This is a genomic window from Burkholderia oklahomensis C6786, from assembly GCF_000959365.1.
GTDB classification, from domain to species: Bacteria; Pseudomonadota; Gammaproteobacteria; order Burkholderiales; family Burkholderiaceae; genus Burkholderia; species Burkholderia oklahomensis.
The window spans coordinates 2,642,604-2,664,070 of record NZ_CP009555.1; the positions used below are offsets into that span (position 1 = coordinate 2,642,604).

At 65.0% G+C, this 21,467-nt stretch carries 20 protein-coding genes; 9 read left to right on the forward strand and 11 right to left on the reverse strand.

The genetic code is table 11. The features are described 5' to 3' along the window. The first annotated feature begins 14 nt into the window (after nucleotides 1-14). Nucleotides 15-1,220, forward strand: a complete 1,206-nt coding sequence (locus BG90_RS32575) for a glycosyltransferase family 4 protein (RefSeq protein ID WP_081469823.1) — start codon at nucleotides 15-17, stop codon at nucleotides 1,218-1,220. Between the two features lie 145 nt (nucleotides 1,221-1,365). Here the strand turns inward: BG90_RS32575 and BG90_RS11880 are convergent, their stop codons facing one another. The 4 genes from BG90_RS11880 to gmd form a co-directional block, all read right to left on the reverse strand. Beyond that, nucleotides 1,366-2,187: an IS3 family transposase gene (locus BG90_RS11880; protein WP_045568139.1), complete on the reverse strand. Its 822-nt coding sequence runs from the start codon at nucleotides 2,185-2,187 to the stop codon at nucleotides 1,366-1,368. Next, nucleotides 2,184-2,498 carry a DUF1153 domain-containing protein gene (locus BG90_RS11885; RefSeq protein ID WP_045568071.1) on the reverse strand — a complete coding sequence of 105 codons (315 nt, stop codon included), beginning with the start codon at nucleotides 2,496-2,498 and terminating at the stop codon, nucleotides 2,184-2,186. Before BG90_RS11885 ends, BG90_RS11880 begins: the two co-directional genes overlap by 4 nt. Before the next feature lie 234 nt (nucleotides 2,499-2,732). Continuing rightward, nucleotides 2,733-3,629, reverse strand: coding sequence for an NAD-dependent epimerase/dehydratase family protein (locus BG90_RS32580; protein WP_010116721.1), 897 nt, complete (start codon nucleotides 3,627-3,629; stop codon nucleotides 2,733-2,735). 3 nt (nucleotides 3,630-3,632) lie between these two features. After that, nucleotides 3,633-4,667 carry a GDP-mannose 4,6-dehydratase gene (gene gmd, locus BG90_RS11890; protein WP_010116719.1) on the reverse strand — a complete coding sequence of 345 codons (1,035 nt, stop codon included), beginning with the start codon at nucleotides 4,665-4,667 and terminating at the stop codon, nucleotides 3,633-3,635. 340 nt (nucleotides 4,668-5,007) lie between these two features. On the opposite strand from gmd, the gene BG90_RS11895 reads away from it, so the two are divergent. From BG90_RS11895 to BG90_RS11910, 4 genes are read left to right on the forward strand one after another with little or no spacing between them, the layout of a single operon-like run. Continuing rightward, nucleotides 5,008-5,853 carry a glycosyltransferase family 2 protein gene (locus BG90_RS11895; protein WP_010116717.1) on the forward strand — a complete coding sequence of 282 codons (846 nt, stop codon included), beginning with the start codon at nucleotides 5,008-5,010 and terminating at the stop codon, nucleotides 5,851-5,853. Beyond that, on the forward strand, nucleotides 5,850-6,815 hold the full coding sequence (locus tag BG90_RS11900) for an NAD-dependent epimerase/dehydratase family protein (protein WP_010116715.1): 966 nt from the start codon (nucleotides 5,850-5,852) through the stop codon (nucleotides 6,813-6,815). Before BG90_RS11895 ends, BG90_RS11900 begins: the two co-directional genes overlap by 4 nt. Before the next feature lie 5 nt (nucleotides 6,816-6,820). Further along, a complete protein-coding gene (locus BG90_RS11905) occupies nucleotides 6,821-7,831 on the forward strand; it encodes an MraY family glycosyltransferase (protein WP_010116714.1) in 1,011 nt (336 codons plus the stop codon). A gap of 25 nt (nucleotides 7,832-7,856) precedes the next feature. Continuing rightward, nucleotides 7,857-9,755 (forward strand): polysaccharide biosynthesis protein, encoded by a 1,899-nt coding sequence (locus BG90_RS11910; protein ID WP_025989959.1) that lies wholly within the window; start codon nucleotides 7,857-7,859, stop codon nucleotides 9,753-9,755. A 192-nt stretch (nucleotides 9,756-9,947) separates the two neighbouring features. Here BG90_RS11910 and BG90_RS11915 read toward each other — a convergent pair whose 3' ends face one another. The 6 genes from BG90_RS11915 to BG90_RS36425 are packed head-to-tail and all read right to left on the reverse strand — an operon-like array spanning nucleotide 9,948 to nucleotide 15,676. Beyond that, complete coding sequence (locus BG90_RS11915; protein WP_010116712.1) at nucleotides 9,948-11,054, reverse strand: MraY family glycosyltransferase; 1,107 nt, start codon at nucleotides 11,052-11,054, stop codon at nucleotides 9,948-9,950. Between the two features lie 27 nt (nucleotides 11,055-11,081). After that, nucleotides 11,082-12,104 carry a UDP-glucose 4-epimerase GalE gene (gene galE, locus BG90_RS11920; RefSeq protein WP_025989958.1) on the reverse strand — a complete coding sequence of 341 codons (1,023 nt, stop codon included), beginning with the start codon at nucleotides 12,102-12,104 and terminating at the stop codon, nucleotides 11,082-11,084. 14 nt (nucleotides 12,105-12,118) lie between these two features. Continuing rightward, entirely contained in the window at nucleotides 12,119-13,255 is a 1,137-nt protein-coding gene (locus BG90_RS11925) for a glycosyltransferase family 4 protein (protein WP_010105867.1), read from the reverse strand. A 55-nt stretch (nucleotides 13,256-13,310) separates the two neighbouring features. Next, nucleotides 13,311-14,147, reverse strand: coding sequence for a glycosyltransferase (locus tag BG90_RS11930; protein ID WP_010116709.1), 837 nt, complete (start codon nucleotides 14,145-14,147; stop codon nucleotides 13,311-13,313). Beyond that, entirely contained in the window at nucleotides 14,144-15,478 is a 1,335-nt protein-coding gene (locus BG90_RS11935; RefSeq protein WP_010116707.1) for a lipopolysaccharide biosynthesis protein, read from the reverse strand. The genes BG90_RS11930 and BG90_RS11935 overlap by 4 nt, the downstream gene beginning before the upstream one ends. Further along, nucleotides 15,479-15,676 (reverse strand): hypothetical protein, encoded by a 198-nt coding sequence (locus BG90_RS36425; protein ID WP_162486565.1) that lies wholly within the window; start codon nucleotides 15,674-15,676, stop codon nucleotides 15,479-15,481. It abuts the gene before it with no gap. Between BG90_RS36425 and BG90_RS11940 the strand changes: the two genes are divergently transcribed. The 4 genes from BG90_RS11940 to waaA all read left to right on the forward strand — a co-directional run bounded on the left by BG90_RS11940 (nucleotide 15,636) and on the right by waaA (nucleotide 20,565). Further along, nucleotides 15,636-17,054 (forward strand): phosphomannomutase/phosphoglucomutase, encoded by a 1,419-nt coding sequence (locus BG90_RS11940; protein ID WP_081469822.1) that lies wholly within the window; start codon nucleotides 15,636-15,638, stop codon nucleotides 17,052-17,054. The genes BG90_RS36425 and BG90_RS11940 overlap by 41 nt on opposite strands. Before the next feature lie 108 nt (nucleotides 17,055-17,162). Next, the gene (waaC, locus tag BG90_RS11945; protein WP_162486573.1) at nucleotides 17,163-18,230 is read left to right on the forward strand and encodes a lipopolysaccharide heptosyltransferase I; all 1,068 of its coding nucleotides are present in this window, start codon (nucleotides 17,163-17,165) and stop codon (nucleotides 18,228-18,230) included. A gap of 15 nt (nucleotides 18,231-18,245) precedes the next feature. Beyond that, nucleotides 18,246-19,130 carry a Kdo hydroxylase KdoO gene (locus tag BG90_RS11950; protein ID WP_010105857.1) on the forward strand — a complete coding sequence of 295 codons (885 nt, stop codon included), beginning with the start codon at nucleotides 18,246-18,248 and terminating at the stop codon, nucleotides 19,128-19,130. Nucleotides 19,131-19,167: 37 nt separating this feature from the next. Next, entirely contained in the window at nucleotides 19,168-20,565 is a 1,398-nt protein-coding gene (gene waaA, locus BG90_RS11955) for a lipid IV(A) 3-deoxy-D-manno-octulosonic acid transferase (protein ID WP_045568140.1), read from the forward strand. 233 nt (nucleotides 20,566-20,798) lie between these two features. Here waaA and ureG read toward each other — a convergent pair whose 3' ends face one another. Then, nucleotides 20,799-21,446: an urease accessory protein UreG gene (gene ureG, locus BG90_RS11960; RefSeq protein WP_010105841.1), complete on the reverse strand. Its 648-nt coding sequence runs from the start codon at nucleotides 21,444-21,446 to the stop codon at nucleotides 20,799-20,801. Nucleotides 21,447-21,467: the final 21 nt, after the last annotated feature.

Below are 21,467 nucleotides of genomic sequence, written 5' to 3' on the forward strand. Positions count from 1 at the left end.
ATTGTGGGGATGTAATGAAAATTGGGATTTACAACAGATATTGGAGCACGATGGGCGGCGGTGAGAAATACACTGGAACCATTGCTCAAATATTAAGTGAAGGGCATGAAGTCGATCTGATCCATACCACGAAAGTCGATCTGAAGGAATTTCAGGCGCGCATGAACTTGGATTTGTCGAGGGTTCGCTGGGTTGAATGGCCAGGGGATTCCTGTGCCCAGTTGGCGCCTAGGTCGGCTGATTACGACCTGTTTATTAACTCGACCTATTGCTCTTCCATGGTTTCTCAGGCGAAGAAGTCCATGTACGTGGTTTTCTTTCCGCATCAATTGTCGCCTCGTCCGATGGGACCAAGGCGCAAAGCGTTGACGTCTTTGCTCAGTGCGATGGGGCAGTCGCGCTGGCTGTTGGGAGAGGCGGGAGCAAGGTTGGCTTCGAGAGCGTGCGGGAGGCTTCAGCGTGGGAGCAATGAATTTATCTCAAGCTACCAAATCAAAATTTCGATTTCTCAATTCACGACGGACTGGCTTGATCGCCGCTGGGGATGCAAAGGGGAAGTGCTGTCGCCGCCCATCGACATCGAACGTTACGCGGACATAGAGATCGTAGGCAAGTCACGCGTAATTCTGAGCGTTGGCCGTTTCTTTCACGGTGGAAAAGACGGACATAATAAGAAGCATCTTGAACTCTTGCGCGCTTTCCGTGCGATGTGTGACCTCGGACGTGTTCCGGACGGTTGGGAATATCATTTGGCGGGTAGTGTCAACCTGAATACGCCTGATGATATTAAGTATTTTCAGGAAGTAAACGGTCTGGCGAAAGGCTATCCTGTGAAAATCCTCGGCAATATCTCCGCAGATGCTTTGAAGCAAGAGTACACAAAAGCGAGCATTTTCTGGCATGGATCCGGATGGGGAGAGGACGCGGAATCGTATCCAGAGCGAATGGAGCACTTCGGCATGACCACATGTGAAGCTATGGCCGCCGCATGCGTGCCGGTGGTGATGCCTCAGGGCGGGCAGCGTGAAATAGTCGATGACGGAATCAATGGATATTATTTCCGTAACGCGGATGAACTGATCGCTCGTACAGAAACATTAATGGCGATGTTCGGCCATCGAGATATGGAAATGCTGGCGACGCGAGCCCGTGAGGACGTAAGACGTTATTCCTTGCCTCATTTCAGAAAGGGAATTATCGATTTGGTGGGCGCTATATAAGTCGACTGATGAATGAGGTCCCCTTTTCGTTTCGCGCGAGAATCGCATCATCGGGTGGAGCAAGGTCGGTCTTAGGTCGGTTTTTCTTTGTGTGAAAGGGAGAGGGCTCGGTCGCGATGTAATGACCCAGCGGAACCTGCTCAGGTTAAGCGGCTAACGCGAATGCCTCAGCCGGCGTTTTCATCTTCAGCGCCTGATGAGGCCGTCGATGGTTGTAAAACTGGATCCAGTCGGCAATGGCGCGGCTGGCATGCTGCAGCGTCTCGAAGCGGTGTCGGTGTACGCATTGCTCTTTGAGCGTGCGGATGACGCGCTCGACCATTCCGTTCTGTTGCGGGCAGTGCGGCGTGATGAACTCCTGCCGCAGACCGTAACTGCGTACCAGAGCCGTGTAGTCGCGGCTTGTGAAGACTAGCCCGTTGTCGCTTCTCAGCAGGAACGGCTTCGGCACACGCCCGAGTGTGCCGAACCGGGCGATCAAAGCATGCTCCAACGCGCTCGAGGCTGTGCTGGCCTTACCGCTACGTGACAGATGCCAGCCTAGCAACTCCCGCGTATGGCAGTCGATCACCAGCGCCAGCGTCGCCCACCCATCACGACCAGCCCAAACGCGGCACATATCGGTCGACCAGCGTTCGTTCGGCGCAGTCGCAACCGACGGCATGGCTTGAACACGCGGCCGAAAGCCAACTGGCCGTTTGCGAACCTGCCAGCCCATCAATCGGAAGATCCGCTGCACCGTGTTCTTGTTGAACCCAAGCAAATGCGCGACCGTCCGATACCCGAACGACGGCGACTCCTCAATCAGCGCCTTGATCGGCTCGGCAAACCGGGCTTGCACCTTCGGTTCGGACTTGACCGGCCGGTAATACATCGTGCGACGCGGCACCTCGAACCAGCGGCACAGCTTTGAAATCGAGACGGCGATGCCTTCGTCTTTGAGTCCCTGGCGGATCGTCTCGATCACTTCTCGTCCTCGCCCAGCAGGGACTGCAATTTTTTTCGCGCACGTAACTCCAGCATCGCTTCGCCGTATGCTTCCTGCAGTTCCTTGATCTGCCGCTCGTACTGCTCTTTCACGTCCTGCGGATTTGCTCGTAGCGCGTTTTCCATGCCGCGCTTGCCATCGTCAACCCAGTTCTCAACCTCAGAGGGCGACAAGTCGTAGGCCCGGCTCGCCTCGGCGACCGTCGTCTTGCCCTGAATGATGTCCAGCACCAGCGCGCTCTTGCGCTTCGCCGTCCATCCCTTGATGTCTTCGTCCATCTTCGTGCTCATCGTCTTTCCATCCATTATGACGTGAGCAGGTTTTCACTGGGTCATTACAGCGACGCCTTCGCGTCGCGTGATCGACGATAGTGATTGTCGGTTGAATTTCGCTGAGGACCGCTATCCGCCTCGATACATTCTGACAATGTCTGTTCGCCAGACGGGTTGCCCGGCGTCGAGGTATTCGCCGTCAGGCCTCCTCGAGGCGTTCCATGATCGGTACGTTCGCGCTGATCTGTCAAATTACTGGTTAGGCTCGGTCAGCATCCATGCCAACGTATCTCGCAGGGGAATAGAATTAACAGCGCCGATTCCACTCGCAAGTTCTCGACAATTTCCGATCAGTTTATGAATCTCGTGCGCACGTACGAATTGTGGATTCACACATATCTCCGGATCGTGACCGGTCAGTTCGCGCATCATTGCAAGAACATCTTGTAGCGAATATCCAACTCCCGAACAGACATTGAATGTTCGCCCGGCAAAATCATTTTCGATCAAGCGGCGATACACGGACACGACGGTGCGAACATCGGAGAAGTCACGCACGACGTGCAGATTACCGAGTTCGATGCGCCGTGCTTTGTCCCGGAAATGGGAAACGATCTTGGGGAGAAGGAATCGCTTGTCTTGGCCAACACCGGTGTAATTGAACGGTCTTGCAATGACGATAGGGAGTTTGTTCTCCCACATCCGGGCAACCAACTCCATTGCATACTTGCTGATAGCATAGTCGTTGGCCGGGGCCGGAGGGGCATGTTCGTCGATTATTTCCCGATCGCAATTGCCGTATACGTTTGCGCTGCTCGCGAGCAGCACCGATCGAGGCCGGCATTCTGAGCGCTCCAGCGCATCGAGCAGATTGCGGGTGCCGACGACGTTGGTCTGGTAGATGTCCCCTGCATTGCCGTGTTGCACAAACGCAATTGCGGCGAGGTGCGCGACCGCGTCGGGTTTTTCCGACAACAGTACTTGCGTCAAACCTTCGCGATCGAGAAGATCGCATACATGCGCTCGCCCCGGAATATTCGTTTGTCCTGAGCGAACGATGCCGCAGACGTCATGACCGGATTGGGTCAACTCTTTCGCCAAGTAGCGACCGGTAAAGCCATCCAGTCCCGTTACGAAGACTTTTGCCATGCGTTAAAACGAGAAGCCGGCCTTGTTTCGGCGGATATCCGCCTCGACCATCATCTGACACAGTTGCTCGAGCGTTGTTTTGGGGGTCCAGCCGAGTTCCTTTTGTGCCTTGGCCGGGTCGCCGATCAGCAAATCGACTTCCGCGGGGCGATAAAACTTCGGGCTGATCTTGACAATAGTCTTGCCGGATCGGGCATCGATACCGACTTCCTGTTCGCCGCCGCCTTCCCATGCAAGTTCGAATCCGGCCGCTTGCGCAGCCATCGAAACGAAGTCGCGAACGGTCTCGGTGCGATTCGTGGCGAGCACGTAGGTGTCGGGGCGTACGGCCTGAAGCATGCGCCACATTCCTTCGACGTACTCCTTCGCATATCCCCAGTCGCGCTTGGCGTCCAGATTCCCGAGTTCCAGTACATCCAGTTTGCCCAAGCGAATTTTTGCGAGACTATCCGTGATCTTGCGCGTGACGAACTCTCTACCACGCAGCGGCGATTCATGATTGAAAAGAATGCCGCTGCATCCGAAGATGTTGTAGCTCTCGCGGTAGTTGACCGTCATCCAGTGCGCGTAAAGCTTGGCGACGCCGTACGGGCTGCGCGGATAGAAAGGGGTACTTTCTATTTGGGGAACGGCCTGGACCTTTCCGAACATTTCTGAAGTGCTGGCCTGATAGAAGCGAATCTCCGGATTGACGATTCGAATGGCTTCGAGCAGGTTCAGCGCTCCGAGACCGGTGATCTGCGCGGTCGTGGTGGGTTGGTCAAACGACACGCCGACGAAACTCTGCGCTGCGAGGTTGTAGATTTCTGTCGCTTGCGTGGTTTGGAGTAGACGAATGCTGGACCCAAGGTCCGTCAAATCATATTCGACCAGATGAAGATTGGGATGGCCGGCGATGCCGATTTCCTCGATTCGCCAGAAATTCACCGAACTGGTACGCCGATAGGTGCCGTACACGGTATAGCCTTTCTCGAGGAGAAGCTGCGCGAGGTAAGCCCCGTCCTGACCTGTAATGCCGGTAATGATTGCAACAGTCATGTGCTATTCGGTTAGATCGTGAATCAAGGTTTCAGTGCACCGCTACATGGATCGGAACGCGCGCTCGCAGGAGGAGGCGCTCCGGGTCGATCGCCGCGGTAGGCGTTTGCCGGTGGCAAGACTGGCGTGTCATGCCGGCGGCATCCAACGGATTCTAACATCCTGGGCAGGGAACTCCGTTGTCGAGCGTTGGGCGCCGATGCTCGCCGAGCATGTTCGATATATTCATGGGGTCGCAACGTCAAGTTGCCCGAAGAGGCAAATTTGAGCAAACTTGCGTGTCGTCGCCGCAAACACGTCGACGAAGATTGCCGTCCATTCGATCACAGCCGTATCCTTGATGCCTCTCGACACTGCATTATCACCTTCCGCCGACGGGCTGTCCGTTTCGATCGTCGTCTACCGGCCCAATCGCGCGCAACTCGAGCACACGCTTGCCAGTCTCGGCGTTGCCTGCGACGCGTTGCGCACTGCACGCCCTGATCTGAAGATCTCGCTGTACTTGATCGACAATGGCGGATTAGGCGCCGTGCCCGAAGCCGTCGAGTCGCTCCGCGCACGGGGCATAGCTTGCGAGATCGTGTCCGGCCAGGGCAACGTCGGTTACGGTAGAGGCCACAATCTCGCGATCGGGCGGGCGGTCAGCCGATTCCACCTGATCTTAAATCCCGACGTCGACCTCGACCGGGCCGCGCTATCGACCGGGCTTGCGTTCCTCGACACTCATCCGGAAGCTGGTCTCGTGACGCCCTGGATCGGCGACGACGAAGGCGGGCAGCAGTACCTGTGCCGCCGCTATCCGTCCCTGGCCGATCTCTTCGTGCGCGGTTTCGTGCCTGCGGCCGTGCGGCGGCTCTTCGCGCGGCGCCTCGCCCGATACGAACTCCGGGACGGGATCAACGCGCGGGATGTTTTCTGGGATCCACCTATCGTCAGCGGTTGCTTCATGCTTTTTCGCACGGATGTGCTCACGCGCCTCCATGGTTTCGACCCGCGCTACTTCCTTTACTTCGAGGATTACGATCTCAGTCTGCGCACGCACGAGATCGCTCGGGTCGTCTACGTGCCATCGGTTCGTGTGATCCATTATGGTGGCGGCGCGTCCCGCAAGGGGGTCGCCCATATCCGCATGTTTGGCGCGTCGGCGTTCAAGTTCTTCAATCGCTTCGGCTGGAGGGTGTGTTGAGCCGTCTCGTCATCACCGGCGCGAACGGGTTCGTCGGCCGCGCACTATGCAGACTCGCGCTCGCCCACGGCCACGCGGTCACGGGGCTCGTGCGTCGTCCGGGAGGGAGCATCGAGGGCGTTCGCGAGTGGGTGCACGACGCGCCGGATTTCGATGGTCTCGCCGTCGCGTGGCCGGCTGGCCTCGAGGCGGACTGCATCGTTCACCTCGCCGCCCGCGTGCATGTAATGCGCGAGGAGGTGGCCGATCCGCAGGCCGCGTTTGATGCGACCAATGTCGACGGCACTCTGCGCGTTGCTGACGCTGCCCGTCGGCACGGGGTGCCGCGTATTGTGTTCGTGAGCAGCGTCAAGGCGATTGCGGAACGGGACGAAGGCGTGTCGCTCGCCGAGGATGCGACGCCGTATCCCGAGGACGCGTACGGACGCTCGAAGTTGAAAGCGGAACGCGCGCTTGCCGAGCTTGCTGGGGCGAGCGGTCTCGATGCCGTGATCATCCGGCCGCCGCTCGTGTATGGGCCGGACGTGCGCGCGAACTTCCTGCGAATGATGGATGCGGTGTGGTGGCGCCTGCCGCTGCCGCTCGGCGCCGTCTCGGCGCGCCGCAGCGTGCTCTACGTCGACAATCTCGCCGATGCGCTGCTGCGTTGCGCGGCCGATTCGAGGGCGGCGCATGGCATTTTTCATGTCGCCGACGACGATGCGCAATCGGTTTCCGGGCTGCTCCGGATGGTGGGGGAGGTGCTCGGCCGGCCCGCGCGCCTCGTTCCTGTGCCCGACATGTTGTTACAAGCGGCTGGGCGACTGACGGGATGCGCTCCGCAAGTGAATCGCCTGACTGGCAGCCTGCAGCTCGATACGGTGAGATTTCACCAAGTCCTGGGCTGGCGGCCTCCTTACACTACTCGTGAGGGGCTCGCCGCGACGGCGGCCTGGTATCGCTCCCGACATCACCGAGAGTAGTCGTCATGCAAGCCGCTGTTTATTCATGGAGTGAGGCGGGCTGGACGGCGGTAGCCGCCGCGGCCGCGTGTGCGCTCATCCTGTCGCTGCTGCTCGCCACGGGCCTCGCGTGGCGTCTCGCGACCGACGTGCCCAATCACCGTTCGCTGCACACGCGTCCGACGCCGCGCATCGGCGGATGGGGAATCGTGCCCGTGTGCGTCGCCGCACTGCTCTGGCGGGCACCGTCGCTCTGGCTCGTCGCGCTGGCCGCAGCGGCGCTCGCGGCAGTGTCCCGGATCGACGATCGTCGCGGTCTGCCTGCGCGCGTGCGCTTCGCCGTACATCTCATGGCGGTGGCCGCGCTCCTGATTGCGTACCCGGTGGCTTATCCGTTGTGGCTTGTCGCAGGCGTCGGCTTCCTGATGCTGTGGCTCATTAATCTTTATAACTTCATGGACGGTGCCGACGGTCTCGCGGGCGGCATGGCGTTGTTCGGCTTCGGCGCCTATGCAGCAGCGGCGCTAATCGGTGAGCACCCCTCGTCCGCGCTGGTGGTGTCCGGAGCCGCCGTCGCCGGCGCTGCGCTCGGTTTCCTGTTTTTCAACTTCTACCCGGCCAAGTTGTTTTTGGGCGACGCCGGCTCGGTTCCGCTCGGTTTTCTGGCGGGCGCCCTTGGCTATTGGGGCTGGCGTGGCGGCGTTTGGCCACTCTGGTTTTCTGCAATGGTGTTCTCTCCCTTTATTGCGGATGCATCTGTAACATTATTGAGACGTTTGTTACGTGGGGAAAGATTCTGGCAAGCGCACCGCGAGCATTACTATCAACGGATGGTGCGCTCCGGCATGGGGCACGCGCGCACTGCGATCTTTTGGTACGCCGTGATGCTTGCAGGCATAATGCTGGCGCTATGGGCACTGGGCCTGCCCACTTGGCAGCAGTGGCTGATTCTTGCGGCGTGGTATGGAGTGTTAGCGGGCTTGGGTGCCGTCATCGATCTGCGCTGGCGAAGCTTTCTAGCCGCTGACGGAAAATAGAAAATAATTTCGAGGTTTGCCGCCGATGTTGCGATCCAAGGCGTCTTGGCTATCGTTCAGTGCTTTTCTCTTCGACCTGGTGGCCGCTGCGGCCGCGTGGCTCGCTGCGTATGTTGTCCGGTTCAACGGGGAAGTGCCGACGGACTTTCTCAAGAGTGCGTGGATGGCACTCTGCTGGGTTCTCCCTATCTACGGCGTGATGTTCCGCGTGTTCGGCCTTTATCGCGGCCTGTGGGTGTTCGCGAGTCTGCCGGATCTCGTGCGCATCGCGAAGGCGGTCGTCGTCGGCGCCCTTCTTGTGATGATCGGCGCGGTCATGTTCCAGCCGCTGCCGATCATCCCGCGCTCGGTCCTGCTGCTTTCGCCGATGCTGCTTTTCCTTGTGATGGGCGGGGCGCGCGCGGTCTATCGCGCGAGCAAGGAGTTCTATTTGTATGGCGGTCTCGTCGGCCAGGGCAAGCCCGTGCTCGTGCTTGGCGCGGGTGGCGCGGGCGCGGGCCTCGCCCGCGAGCTGTCGCGCTCGGGCGAGTGGCGCCTCGTCGGTCTTCTCGACGACGACGTCGCGAAACAAGGCCGCGAGATCTACGGCTACAAGGTGCTCGGCCCGATCAGCAAGATCGCGCACTGGACGGAGGCGCTCAAGGTCGAGCATGTGATCATCGCGATTCCGTCTGCGCCGGTCGAGACGCAGCGCCGCCTTGCCACCCTCTGCGTGCGCGCCGGCGTCAAGGCGATGGTGCTGCCGTCCCTGACCGCGCTGATGCCCGGCCAGGGCATCCTGTCCCAGATTCGCCAGATCGACCTCGAAGACCTGCTCGGCCGCGAGGCCGTCACGATCGACACGCCGCACGTCGAAGCGCTGCTGCGCGGCCGCGTCGTGATGGTGACGGGCGCGGGCGGCTCGATCGGCTCGGAGCTGTGCCGTCAGATCCTGAAGTTCGTGCCCGCGCAGCTGATCGCGTTCGACCTGTCCGAATACGCGATGTATCGCTTGACGGAAGAGCTGCGCGAGCGCTTCCCCGATCTTCCCGTCGTGCCGATCATCGGCGATGCGAAGGATTCGCTGCTGCTCGATCAGGTGATGTCGCGCTACGCGCCGCACATCGTGTTCCATGCGGCCGCATACAAGCACGTGCCGCTGATGGAGGAACTCAACGCGTGGCAGGCGCTGCGCAACAACGTGCTCGGCACCTATCGAGTCGCGCGCGCGGCGATCCGCCACGACGTCAAGCATTTCGTGCTGATCTCGACCGACAAGGCCGTGAATCCGACGAACGTGATGGGCGCGAGCAAGCGCCTCGCCGAGATGGCCTGTCAGGCGCTGCAGCAGACGAGCGTGCGCACGCAGTTCGAGACGGTGCGCTTCGGCAACGTGCTCGGCAGCGCGGGCAGCGTGATCCCGAAGTTCCAGCAGCAGATCGCGAAGGGCGGCCCGGTGACGGTCACGCACCCCGAGATCACGCGGTTCTTCATGACGATCCCCGAGGCGTCGCAGCTCGTGCTGCAGGCGTCGAGCATGGGGCAGGGCGGCGAGATCTTCATCCTCGACATGGGCGAGCCGGTGAAAATCGTCGATCTCGCGCGCGACCTGATCCGGCTCTACGGCTTCACCGAGGATCAGATCCGCATCGAGTTCAGCGGGCTGCGTCCGGGCGAGAAGCTCTACGAAGAGCTGCTCGCCGACGACGAGACGACGACCCGCACGCCGCATCCGAAGCTGCGCACCGCGCGGGCGCGCGAGGTGCCGGATCATCTGCTCGACGAGTTGCTGCCGTGGCTGATGCAGCACCGCGTGCTGAGCGACGACGAAGTGCGGCGCGATCTGCGGCGCTGGGTGCCCGAGTATCAGCCGGCCGTCGGCCCGACGCTGCAGAGCGTGCCGGCCGGCAACGGGCTCGTCGCCGGCATCGGCCGCGAGGCGTGACGCGGTGGTGACAAGACGGCGGCGGGCAGTCCGGCGGAAAGGACGGCGAGTCTGCCCGAATGTCCGCTGTCCGAGCCGGCCGAACGGCAAGCCCGGCAGGTCGAAGCGTTCGGGCGCACGCCACGAACGATGTCCCATGAAAAAAGCGCGAGTCGAAGATCGACTCGCGCTTTTTCCATTGCCGCTCCCGCTTCACCGCTTCGGCTGCTGCTTGCGAATCACCATCCATCTCGGCGACTTGAACCTGACGATGCTCACGTAGAGCCACACGTACGTGAGCGCGAACACGATCACGAACGCGAACAGGTGGATCGTGTGCTGCCAGAAGAGCGTCGCGGGAATCACCGCGACGAGGCAGAGCAGCCACAGATACGGCGACGTCAGCGAGTTCCGGCGCGTCAGCTCGTGCGCAGTGCGCGCGCCGACCGCCCAGCGCATCAGCCGCTTGTAGACGAGCATGTGCAGGTGCACGCCGTCCGGAATGCCGGGCGACATGCCGCGGACGAACTTCTTCCGGTAGATCGAGAAGCAGGTCTCGAAGATCGGATACATGAAGAGCAGCACCGGATACCACGCCGATACTTCGCGATGCCGCATCACGAGCGAAATCGCGAGCTCGGCGAGCATGAAGCCGATGAAGTACGCGCCGCCGTCGCCGAGGAAGATGAGGCCCGCCGGGAAATTCCAGATGAAGAAGCCCATGATCGCGCCCATCATCACGATCGAGCCGGACATCACGACGGGATCGCCGACCTGGAACGCGACGTACGCGAGCGACGCGAACATCATGAACGCGACCATCGACGCGAGGCCGTTGAAGCCGTCGATGATGTTGACCGCGTTCGCGAGCGCGGCGACGGCGAGCACCGTGACCGCGGCCGAGATCGCCGCGTAGCCGAGCAGGAAATCGAGGGGCGGCACGCTGATGCGCGTGATCGCGATGCCCATCAGCGCGAACGCGAGCGCCGCGGCCGCCATCGTGCAGACGAGCCGCACGGCGGGCGTGACCTTCTTCGTCAGATCCTCGATCAGGCCGGACGCGAATGCGGGCAGCCCGCACGCGGCGAGCCCGAGGATGCTGCCCGCGATGGCCGGATACTTGCGCGACAGCAGCGCCGTCGCGACCACGAGCCCGATCAGGATGCCGATGCCGCCCACGCGGGGCACCGGCCGCGCATGGAATTTCTGCACGCCGGCAAGATCGTTGTCGATCGAGAATTTCTCGTGCAGGTGCGCATAGCGGACGATGAGCAGCGTGACGAGAAGCGAGACGATGAAGCCGACGGCGAAGCTGAGCATGGAGGTGCCCGGAAATTGGACAGCGGATTATACAAAACCGCGCGGGTTGTTTTCCTGCCAGCGCCAGTGGTCCGCGCACATCCGATCGAGGTCGTATTCGGCTTTCCAGCCGATGGTCTCGGCCGCGGCGGCGGGGTTCGCGTAGCACTCGGCGACGTCGCCCGGGCGCCGCGCGACGAGCTCGTACGGCACCGGCCGCCCGGACGCCTCCTCGAACGCGCGCACGACTTCGAGCACGCTGTAGCCGCGACCCGTGCCGAGGTTGACGGTGAGGCTCGCGTCGCGCCGCTCGAGCGCGTCGAGGGCCGCGATGTGACCGCGCGCGAGGTCGACGACGTGGATGTAGTCGCGCACGCCGGTGCCGTCGGGCGTCGGGTAGTCGCTGCCGAACACGCGCAGCTTCTCGAGCTTGCCGACCGCGACCTGCGCGACGTACGGCATCAGGTTGTTCGGGATGCCGGCCGGGTCTTCGCCGATGAGGCCGCTCTCGTGCGCGCCGACCGGGTTGAAGTAGCGCAGCGTCGCGACGCGCCAGGCCGGATCGGCGATTTCGACGTCGCGCAGGATCTGCTCGGCCATCAGCTTCGTCTGGCCGTACGGGTTGGTCGCCGACAGCGGGAACGTCTCGTCGATCGGCGAGCGCTCGGGCACGCCGTACACGGTCGCCGACGAGCTGAACACGAACTGCTTGACGTTGCGCTCGCGCATGACCTTGAGCACGGCGAGCAGGCCGCCGAGGTTGTTCTGGTAGTACTCGAGCGGCTTCGCGACCGATTCGCCGACGGCCTTGAGCGCCGCGAAGTGGATCGTGCCGGTGATCGGGTGCGCATCGAACACCTTCGCGAGCGCGGCTTCGTCGCACACGTCGACCTGGTGGAACGCGGGCTGCCTGCCCGTGATCTGCTCGATGCGCCGCACGGACTCGGCCTTGCTGTTGACGAGGTTGTCGGCGATCACGACGTCGTAGCCGTGCTCGAGCAGCTCGACGGCGGTGTGCGAACCGATATAGCCTGCGCCGCCGGTGACGAGGATCGTGCCCTTCGTGCTCATTGCTGATTGCTCCGTCAAAGTGTGACGCCCGTCAGGGCGGAAATGGTCTGATGATACCGTTCGACGACCTTCGCTTCGTCGAATTCCTCGGCGACCTTCTGCCTGCCGCGCTCGCCCATCGCGCGGCGCTCGGCCGCGCTCATGTCGAGCATCCGCGCGAGCTGCGCGGCGAGGCTCGCGCTGTCGCGCGCCGCGCACAGGAGGCCCGTGACGCCGTCGGCGACGACGTCGCGGCAGCCCGGCACGTCGGTCGCGACGATCGGGCGGCCCATCGCGGACGCCTCCATCAGCGTGCGCGGCACGCCTTCGCGATACGACGGCAGCACGACGCAGTCGGCATCGGCGATGTGCGGCCGCACGTCGTGCGCTTCGCCGAGATAGTCGATCACGCCTTCGTGCACCCACGCGTCGACATCGGCTTGCGGAATCGCGCTCGGGTTGTCGACGCCGACGGGGCCGAGCAGCGCGAAGCGCGCGTGCGGGTAGCGCGTGCGCAGCGCGCGCGCCGCGTCGACGTACTCGCGCACGCCCTTGTCCCACAGCAGGCGGCCGATCAGCACGAACGTGAACGTGTCGCGCTCGGGCAGCGGCGCGAGCGCGAACTGCTCGAGGTCGACGCCTTCGCCGTGCAGCAGGCGCGCGCGCTCCGGATGCGCGAGGAGCTGCGCGCGCGTGAACGTGTCGAGGTCGTCGCGGTTCAGGAACCAGACTTCGCGCGGGAAGCGGAACGCGAAGCGGTACAGCGTCTTGGCGACCTGCGCGGCGCGGCTCTTCTGGATGAACACGTAGCCGAGGCCCGTCGTCACCGCGATCGACGGCGCGCGCGCGAGCCACGCGGCGATCGAGCCGTAGATGTTCGGCTTGATCGTGTAATGGAACACGAGATCGGGCTTGATCTCCCGATAGTGCCGATAGAGCGCGGCGAGCGTGCGCAGGTCTTCGCGCGGGCTCGTGCCCTTCGATGCGACGGGCAGCGCCGCGTAGCGGCAGCCCATCCGCACGAGCGGCTCGACCGTGCGGTCGCGAGGCGCGAGCACCGTCACCTGCGCGCCGCGCGCGATCAGCATGCGGATCAGGCCGTGCCGGTACGTATAGATCGCCCACGCAGTATTGCAGACGAGGACGATGCGCGGGGCGGAAGCGGAACTCATGTCGGGCTGAAAAAAATAATCGGACGCTCGGGCAAAAATGACGGGGCGCGGTGCGTCACGCCGCGCCGCGCGGCGCGAACAGCAGGCGCTTCGCGCGCTGCAGCGTCGAGTAGGGCATTACAAAATGAAGCAGATTTTTCGCGACGCCGAGCCAATCGTAAGGATTGAGCGGATTGAAGTAATGGAGCGCCAGCGCGAGCGTCGACGCGATCTGCCTGCGCCGCTTCGTCGCGCTGATGCCGCCTTCGTTCAATTCGTAATACAAACCGAGCTCCGGCAAATTCGCGCAATCGTAGCGTTCCATTAACCGTAAAAAAAGATCGAGATCTTCCGCCGCGCGATATTTGATCCGGTAATTGCCGACCGCCTTGACCGCCGCGACGTCGAGCATCATCGACGGATGGACGAACGGCGAGCGGAAGAAGCGCGTGCGGCGCAGCGTCGCCGGATCGGCGGCGGGCGTCAGCATGAAGAGCGGGCGGCCGTCGCGCGACACAACCTGCGTCCACGTGCCGAGGCCCGCGACGTCCGGATGCGCATCGAAATACGCGCGCTGCTTCGCGAGCCGGCCGGGCGCGGCGAGGTCGCCCGCGTCGATGCGCGCAGCAAAGCGGAAGCCGCGCGCGGCGAGCGCGTCGATGCCGGCCGCGAGCGCGCGCTCGATCCCGCCGTTTCGCGGCATCCGCAGCACGTCGATCGCGAGGCCCGGCAGTTCGGGCGCGGCGATCGGCGGCGCGCTGCCGTCGTCGACGACGAGCACGTGCACGGGCGCGTCTTCGCGAAACGACATCAGCGTGCGCAGCAGATCGTCGTGCGCGTTGTACGCGGGAATCAGCACGGCGACGTCGTCGAGCGGGCGGGCGGCGCCGGGCGTGGCGAGAGAGGGCGTCATGGGCGCAGCTTCAGGCGGATGTAATAGAAATTGATCGACGAGGCGGCGAGATAGCCGGCGGCGAGGCCCGCGAGCGCGCCGTAGAGGCCGAGCGCGGGAATCGCGATCAGGTTGACGAGCGCGGCGAGCGCGAGCGCCATCGACCATTTCGCGAGCAGTACGAACTTCGCCTGATACTTGAGCACGACGAGATTGCCGATCGCCTCGATGCCGGCCGGCACCGACAGCCACACCGCCCAGCGGAACACGTCGACCGACGTCTCGAAGCCGGGGCCGAACACCTTGCGGATGATGAAGCCCGCGAGCAGGTCGAGCACGAGCGCGCCCGCGATCATCAGCGCGGCCGTCATGCCGATGAGGCGCCACACGTTGCGGCGCAGCTGCAGCGCGTCCTGCACGCGGTAGACGAACGCGGGCGCGATCGTCTGCGCGAGCATCAGCGCGAGCGTGATCCAGTTCTCGTTCAGCTGCTGCGCGGCCGCGTAGCGGCCGAGCTCGGCGAACGACACGTAGCGCTCGAGCATCAGCCGGTCGAGCTTCAGGAACAGGTACATGCAGACGAGGCCGAGCCAGAATACGGTGCCCGTCGTCGCGAACTCGCGCACGAGCGGCCGCTCGACGTGCCAGCCGAGCGCACCGCCGTTGCGGCTGCGGTAATACCAGATCAGCGCGGCCGCGATCGCCGCGGCTTCGAGCGCCCACAGCCAGCCGAAGCGCGCGGGCGCGGTGCCCGCGCGTACGAGGAGCCACACGAGCGCCATCTTCGCGAGCGCGGACGCGATGCTCGCGAGCAACTGCGGCTTGCTGTACGTCATGCTCTGCAGCCACGCGTTGACTATGCCGACGAACGGCTCGCGCAGCACGAGCGTGACCGCGAGCCCGGCCAGCATCGCGCCGACGAGCGGATCGAACGCGCCCGCGGCGATCGCCGCCCATGTGAGCGCGAGCGCCGCGACCGACACGGCGAAGCGCAGCGCGAACGCGCTGCCGAGCACGGCGCCCAGTTGCGCGCCCGCGCGCTGGACGATCGTCGGCACGAGGATCTCCGCGCCGCAGACCCACGTGAGCGGTGCGAGGACGAGGAGGAGCGTGTTCGCGTATTGCCATTTGCCGAACGCTTCAGGGCCGAAGTAGCGGGCGAGGAGGCCGCTCACGACGATCGCGACGCCGATCTGCGTGACGCGTTCGACGCCGAGCCACGCGAGGTTCGCGACGGCCTTCGCGACGTCGGGATTCGAAAGCCTGGATTTCAGCATGGCGCGCAGCGGGAAAACGTGCGCGAGATGACCGGGCCGGCCGTCCGCGGGAGCGGTTTTGCTGCGATGAAGCATTCAGGCATTAAAATGGGCGCGATCGGCGTAGCTGAAACCAGCGATTATAAGTTGGATCGGATTCGCTTCCGGCATCGGCAGTGCCATGCGTTGCCCCGCGCCGGTCGGTTCGGGCGATGATTTTTTACACATTCGCGTTGAGGCGGCCAAAATTTTTATGGACGACACAGAGAGTGAATCGATGATCTCCCAATCCATCTTCAAGGCATACGATATTCGGGGCGTGATCGGCAAGACGCTCGACGCCGGCGTCGCGCACGCGATCGGCCGCGCGTTCGGCAGCGAGGTGCGCGCGCAGGGCGGCGATGCGGTCGTCGTCGCGCGCGACGGTCGCCTGTCGGGCCCCGAGCTCGTCGGCGCGCTCGCGGAAGGGCTGCGCGCATCGGGTGTCGACGTCGTCGACGTCGGCATGGTGCCGACGCCCGTCGGCTATTTCGCGGCAAGCGTGCCGCTCGCGCTCGCGAACGGCGAGCGCCGGATCGACTCGTGCATCGTCGTCACGGGCAGCCACAATCCGCCGGATTACAACGGCTTCAAGATGGTGCTGCGCGGCGCCGCGATCTACGGCGACCAGATCCAGGCCCTCTACCGGCGCATCGTCGACGCGCGCTTCGAGACCGGCAGCGGCTCGTATGAGCAATACGACGTCGCCGATCAATACGTCGAGCGCATCGTCGGCGACATCGAGCTCGCGCGGCCGCTGAAGCTCGTCGTCGATGCGGGCAACGGCGTCGCGGGCCCGCTCGCGACGCGCCTGTTCAAGGCGCTCGGCTGCGAGCTCGTCGAGCTCTTCACCGACATCGACGGCGACTTCCCGAACCACCACCCGGATCCGGCGCACCCGGAGAACCTGCAGGACGTGATCGCGAAGCTGAAGGAAACCGATGCCGAGATCGGTTTCGCGTTCGACGGCGACGGCGATCGTCTCGGCGTCGTCACGAAGGACGGCCAGATCATCTATCCGGATCGCCAGCTGATGCTGTTCGCCGAGGAAGTGCTGTCGCGCAACCCGGGCGCGCAGATCATCTACGACGTGAAGTGCACGCGCAATCTCGCGCACTGGGTGCGCGAGAAGGGCGGCGAGCCGCTGATGTGGAAGACGGGCCACTCGCTCGTGAAGGCGAAGCTGCGCGAAACGGGCGCGCCGCTCGCGGGCGAGATGAGCGGCCACGTGTTCTTCAAGGATCGCTGGTACGGCTTCGACGACGGCCTCTACACCGGCGCGCGCCTGCTCGAGATCCTCGCGCGCGTCGCGGATCCTAGCGCGCTCCTGAACGGCCTGCCGAACGCGGTGTCGACGCCCGAGCTGCAACTGAAGCTCGAGGAAGGCGAGAACGTGAAGCTGATCGACAAGCTGCGCGCCGACGCGAAGTTCGACGGCGCCGACGAGGTCGTGACGATCGACGGCCTGCGCGTCGAGTATCCGGACGGCTTCGGCCTCGCGCGCTCGTCGAACACGACGCCCGTCGTCGTGCTGCGCTTCGAGGCGACGACCGAAGCGGCGCTCGCGCGAATCCAGGACGACTTCCGGCGTGCACTGAAGGCGGCGAAGCCGGACGCGAACCTGCCGTTCTGAGCTTGACTTCGGCGCTTCGCGCCGCGCGGGCGGCATGGCCGGCCTTGCGCTGACGCAAGCCTTGTCGAAAAAGCGGCGACGCACTCGTGCGTTCGCCGCTTTTTGTCTGTGCCGGCCGCCCGGCGCGATAAAATCCGTCCTTTCGGCCAGTGCCGGCGGCTGCCGGCCATCTCTTTCAGCGTGCAAAAAATTCTGATCGTGCGCGTGTCGTCGCTAGGCGACGTCGTGCATAACATGCCGGTGATCGCCGACATTCGCCGGCGTCATCCCGATGCGCAGATCGACTGGCTCGTCGAGGAAGGCTTCGCCGACCTCGTGCGGCTCGTCGACGGCGTGCGCAACGTGCTGCCGTTCTCGCTGCGGCGCTGGCGCAAGCATCTGGGCTCGTCCGCGACGTGGCGCGAGATCCGCGCGTTCCGGCGGCGCCTCGCGGCAGAGCGCTACGACCTCGTGATCGACTGCCAGGGGCTCATCAAGACCGCATGGGTCGCGAGCTGGGCGCGCGGGCCGCTCGTCGGCCTCGGCAACCGCACCGACGGCGCCGGCTACGAGTGGCCGGTGCGCTTCTTCTATGGCAAGCGCGTGCCGATCGCGCCGCGCACGCACGTCGTCGAGCGTTCGCGGCAGCTCGTCGCGGCCGCGCTCGGCGATCCCGCGCCGACGCCCGACGATTCGATCGACTTCGGCCTCGACACGCGCGGCGCGTCGCGTGCGCTCGCGTCGCTCGAACTGAACCTGCCGGTGCCGTACGTCGTGTTCGTCCATGCGACGTCGCGCGCCGACAAGCAATGGCCCGACGACGCATGGATCGCCCTCGGCGAAGCGCTCGTGCGGCGTGGCGCGTCGCTCGTGCTGCCGTGGGGCAGCGACGCCGAGCGCGCGACGAGCGAGCGCCTCGCGAAGGCGTTCGGCGCGGCGGCGATCGTGCCGCCGAAGCTGTCGCTGCCCGCGGTCGTCGGCCTCATCGACGGCGCGGCGGCGACGGTCGGCGTCGACACGGGCCTCGTCCACATCGCGGCGGCGCTGAAGCGTCCGACGGTCGAACTGTACAATTTCGCGACAGCCTGGCGCACGGGCGGCTACTGGTCGCCCGACATCGTCAATCTCGGCACCGCCGGCGCGCCGCCGTCCCTTTCGCAGGTGAAGGACGCACTCGCGTCGTTCGGCCTCTTGTAATCCCGACAGGCGATCATGAGCGAATCCCAGATCATCGAAATAGCGTCCGCCGACTGGAGCGGGCAACAACTGTCCGTGCCGCGCGAGCAGCTGCTCGGCGGCCTCGAGGACGGCAAGGTGCTGTTCTTTCCGCATTTGCGCTTCGCGATCGAAGGCGGCGAGGAAGCGCTCCTCGATCCCGCGCTCGCCGATCCGAAACGCAAGAACATCAGTCTCGCGCCGAGCGGCGGCGCGCTCGCCGGCGTGGTCGGCGACGCCGTCACGCAATCGGCCGTGCGCGCGCTGATCGCGCGCTTCCAGAAGCAGGCGGGCACGCTCGTCGACGGGCTCTTTCCCGAGTACCGCGGCAAGCTGCGGGTCGCGCCGACGAGCCTGCGCCTGATGCAGGTCGAGACGCGCCAGACGTCGTGGCGCAAGGACGACAGCCGCCTGCACGTCGACGCGTTTCCGTCGCGGCCGAACTACGGCGAGCGGATCCTGCGCGTGTTCACGAACGTGAATCCGGCGGGCGTGCCTCGCGTGTGGCGCGTCGGCGAGCCGTTCGAGGACGTCGCGAAGCGCTTCCTGCCGCGCATCAAGCCGCAGTTGCCGGGCGCCGCGTGGCTGCTCGAGTTGCTGCACGTGACGAAGACGCGCCGCAGTGCGTACGATCACCTGATGCTGAACCTGCATGACAGCATGAAGGCCGATCTCGACTATCAGAAGCACAGCCCGCAGCAGACGATGCCGTTCCCGTCGGGCAGCGTGTGGGTCTGCTTCTCCGATCAGGCGTCGCACGCGGTGATGTCCGGCCAGTTCATGCTCGAGCAGACCTTCTTCCTGCCGGTCGGCGCGATGGCCCATCCGGAGCGCGCGCCGCTCGGCATTCTCGAACGCCTGCAGGGCAGGGCCCTCGTTTGAGCGCGCGCGACGTTTTCATCGCCGGAGCTGCCGCGCGATGCTGAGAGCGATCTATCGGGCGCTGTGGTGGCTGATCGCGCCGCTCGCGGTGCTGCGCCTGCTGTGGCGCTCGCGCAAGGAGCGCGGCTATCGCGAGCACATCGGCGAGCGCTTCGGCTTCGGACCGGGCCGCGCGGGCGCGCGCGGCGTCGACGAACCGACGCCGATCGTCTGGGTGCATGCGGTGTCGGTCGGCGAGACGCGCGCCGCGCAGCCGCTCATCGAAGCATTGATGCGCGCGCGCCCCGACGTGCACATCCTGCTCACGCACATGACGCCGAGCGGCCGCGCGACGGGCGAGCAGATCTTCGGCGAACGCGTGTCGCGCTGCTATCTGCCGTACGATCTGCCGCACGTCGTGCGACGCTTCCTGCGTGCATGGCGGCCGTCGCTCGGACTCGTGATGGAAACCGAAGTATGGCCGACGCTGATCGACGAATGCCGTCGCGCCGACGTGCCGCTCGTGCTGACGAACGCGCGGATGTCGGCGCGCTCGTTCAGGCGCGCGGCGAAGTTCGGCTCGGCCGCGCGCGAAGTGTTCGGCGGCCTCTCGCGCGTGCTCGCGCAAAGCCCGGCCGACGCGGAGCGCCTGACGTCGCTCGGCGCACGCAACGTCTCGGTGCTCGGCAATCTGAAGTTCGACATGTCGACGCTGCCGGAGCTCGCCGCGCGCGGACGCGCGTGGCGAGCGGCGATCGGCGAGCGGCCGGTGTGGGTCGCGGCGAGCACGCGCGACGGCGAAGAGGCGCTCGTGCTCGATGCGTTCGCCGCGCTGAAGACGCCGGATGCGCTGCTGGTTCTCGTGCCGCGCCATCCGCAGCGTTTTGCCGAAGTCGCGGCGCTCGTCGAGCGGCGCGGGCTGCGCCACGCGCGCCGCACCGAATGGGCGGCCGACGCGGCAGCGGCCGCGGCCGGGCAGCCGGCCGCTTCGGCGCTGCCGGCGGACGTCGCGGTGCTGCTCGGCGATTCGATGGGCGAGCTGGGCGCGTACTATGCGGCCGCCGACGTGGCGTTCATCGGCGGCAGCCTGTTGCCGCTAGGCGGGCAGAATCTGATCGAAGCGTGCGCGGTCGGCGTGCCGGTGCTGATCGGGCCGCACGTGTTCAACTTCACGCAGGCGACGGCCGACGCGGTCGCGGCGGGCGCGTGCGCGCAGGTGCAGGATCCGGCCGATCTCGCGCGCACGCTCGACGACCTGTTCGCCGATCACGCGCGCCGCATCGCGATGGGCGCGGCGGGCGCCGCGTTCGCCGCGCGGCATCGCGGCGCGACCGCGCGCACGGTCGACGTGCTGAATGCGCTGCTGCCGCCGCCGCGCGTCGCGCCGGCGGCGAGCGACGACAGCGACGGCGACGGCGAAGCGGGCGGGCTCGACGCGGGGACTGCAATCGACTGAGTGTCGCCGTGCGAGATCATGCGAGTCGCGCGACGGCGGCTTCGTCGCTGTCGCGGAGCTTCTGCATCGCGCGATCGCGGCGCTGCGCTGCGCGGTTCGTCGATCGCGCGACGCCGCCCGCCGCCCGCCGCCCGCCGCCCGCCGCCCGCCGCACGCCGCCCGCCGCCCGCCGCACGCCGCACGCCGCCCGCCGCCCGCCGCACGCCGCACGCCGCACGCCGCACGCCGCACGCTCAGACCGTCAGCAATCCTTTCTTCTCGATGAAAGCGATCACGTCGGCGACGCCGTCGAGCGCCTTCAGATTGCACATCACGTACGGGCGCTCGCCGCGCATCTTCTTCGTGTCGGACGCCATCACGTCGAGGTTCGCGCCGACGAGCGGCGCGAGATCGGTCTTGTTGATCACGAGCAGGTCCGATTTCGTGATCCCCGGGCCGCCCTTGCGCGGAATCTTCTCGCCGCCCGCGACGTCGATCACGTAGATCGTCAGGTCCGACAGTTCGGGGCTGAACGTTGCGGCGAGATTGTCGCCGCCCGATTCGATGAAGACGATGTCCGCATCCGGGAAGCGCGAGAGCATCCGGTCGACCGCCTCGAGATTGATCGACGCGTCCTCGCGGATCGCCGTGTGCGGGCAGCCGCCCGTCTCGACGCCCATGATCCGTTCCTCGGGCAGCGCGCCCGCGATCGTCAGGAGGCGCTGATCCTCCTTCGTATAGATGTCGTTCGTGATCGCGACGAGGTCGTAGCGGTCGCGCATGCCCTTGCAGAGCATTTCGAGGAGCGTCGTCTTGCCGGAGCCGACGGGGCCGCCGATGCCGACGCGCAGCGGCGGGAGCTTCTTCGTGCGGCGGGCCGCCGCGGTGAGAGGTGCGTTCATTGCGATGTCCGGGAATGCTTG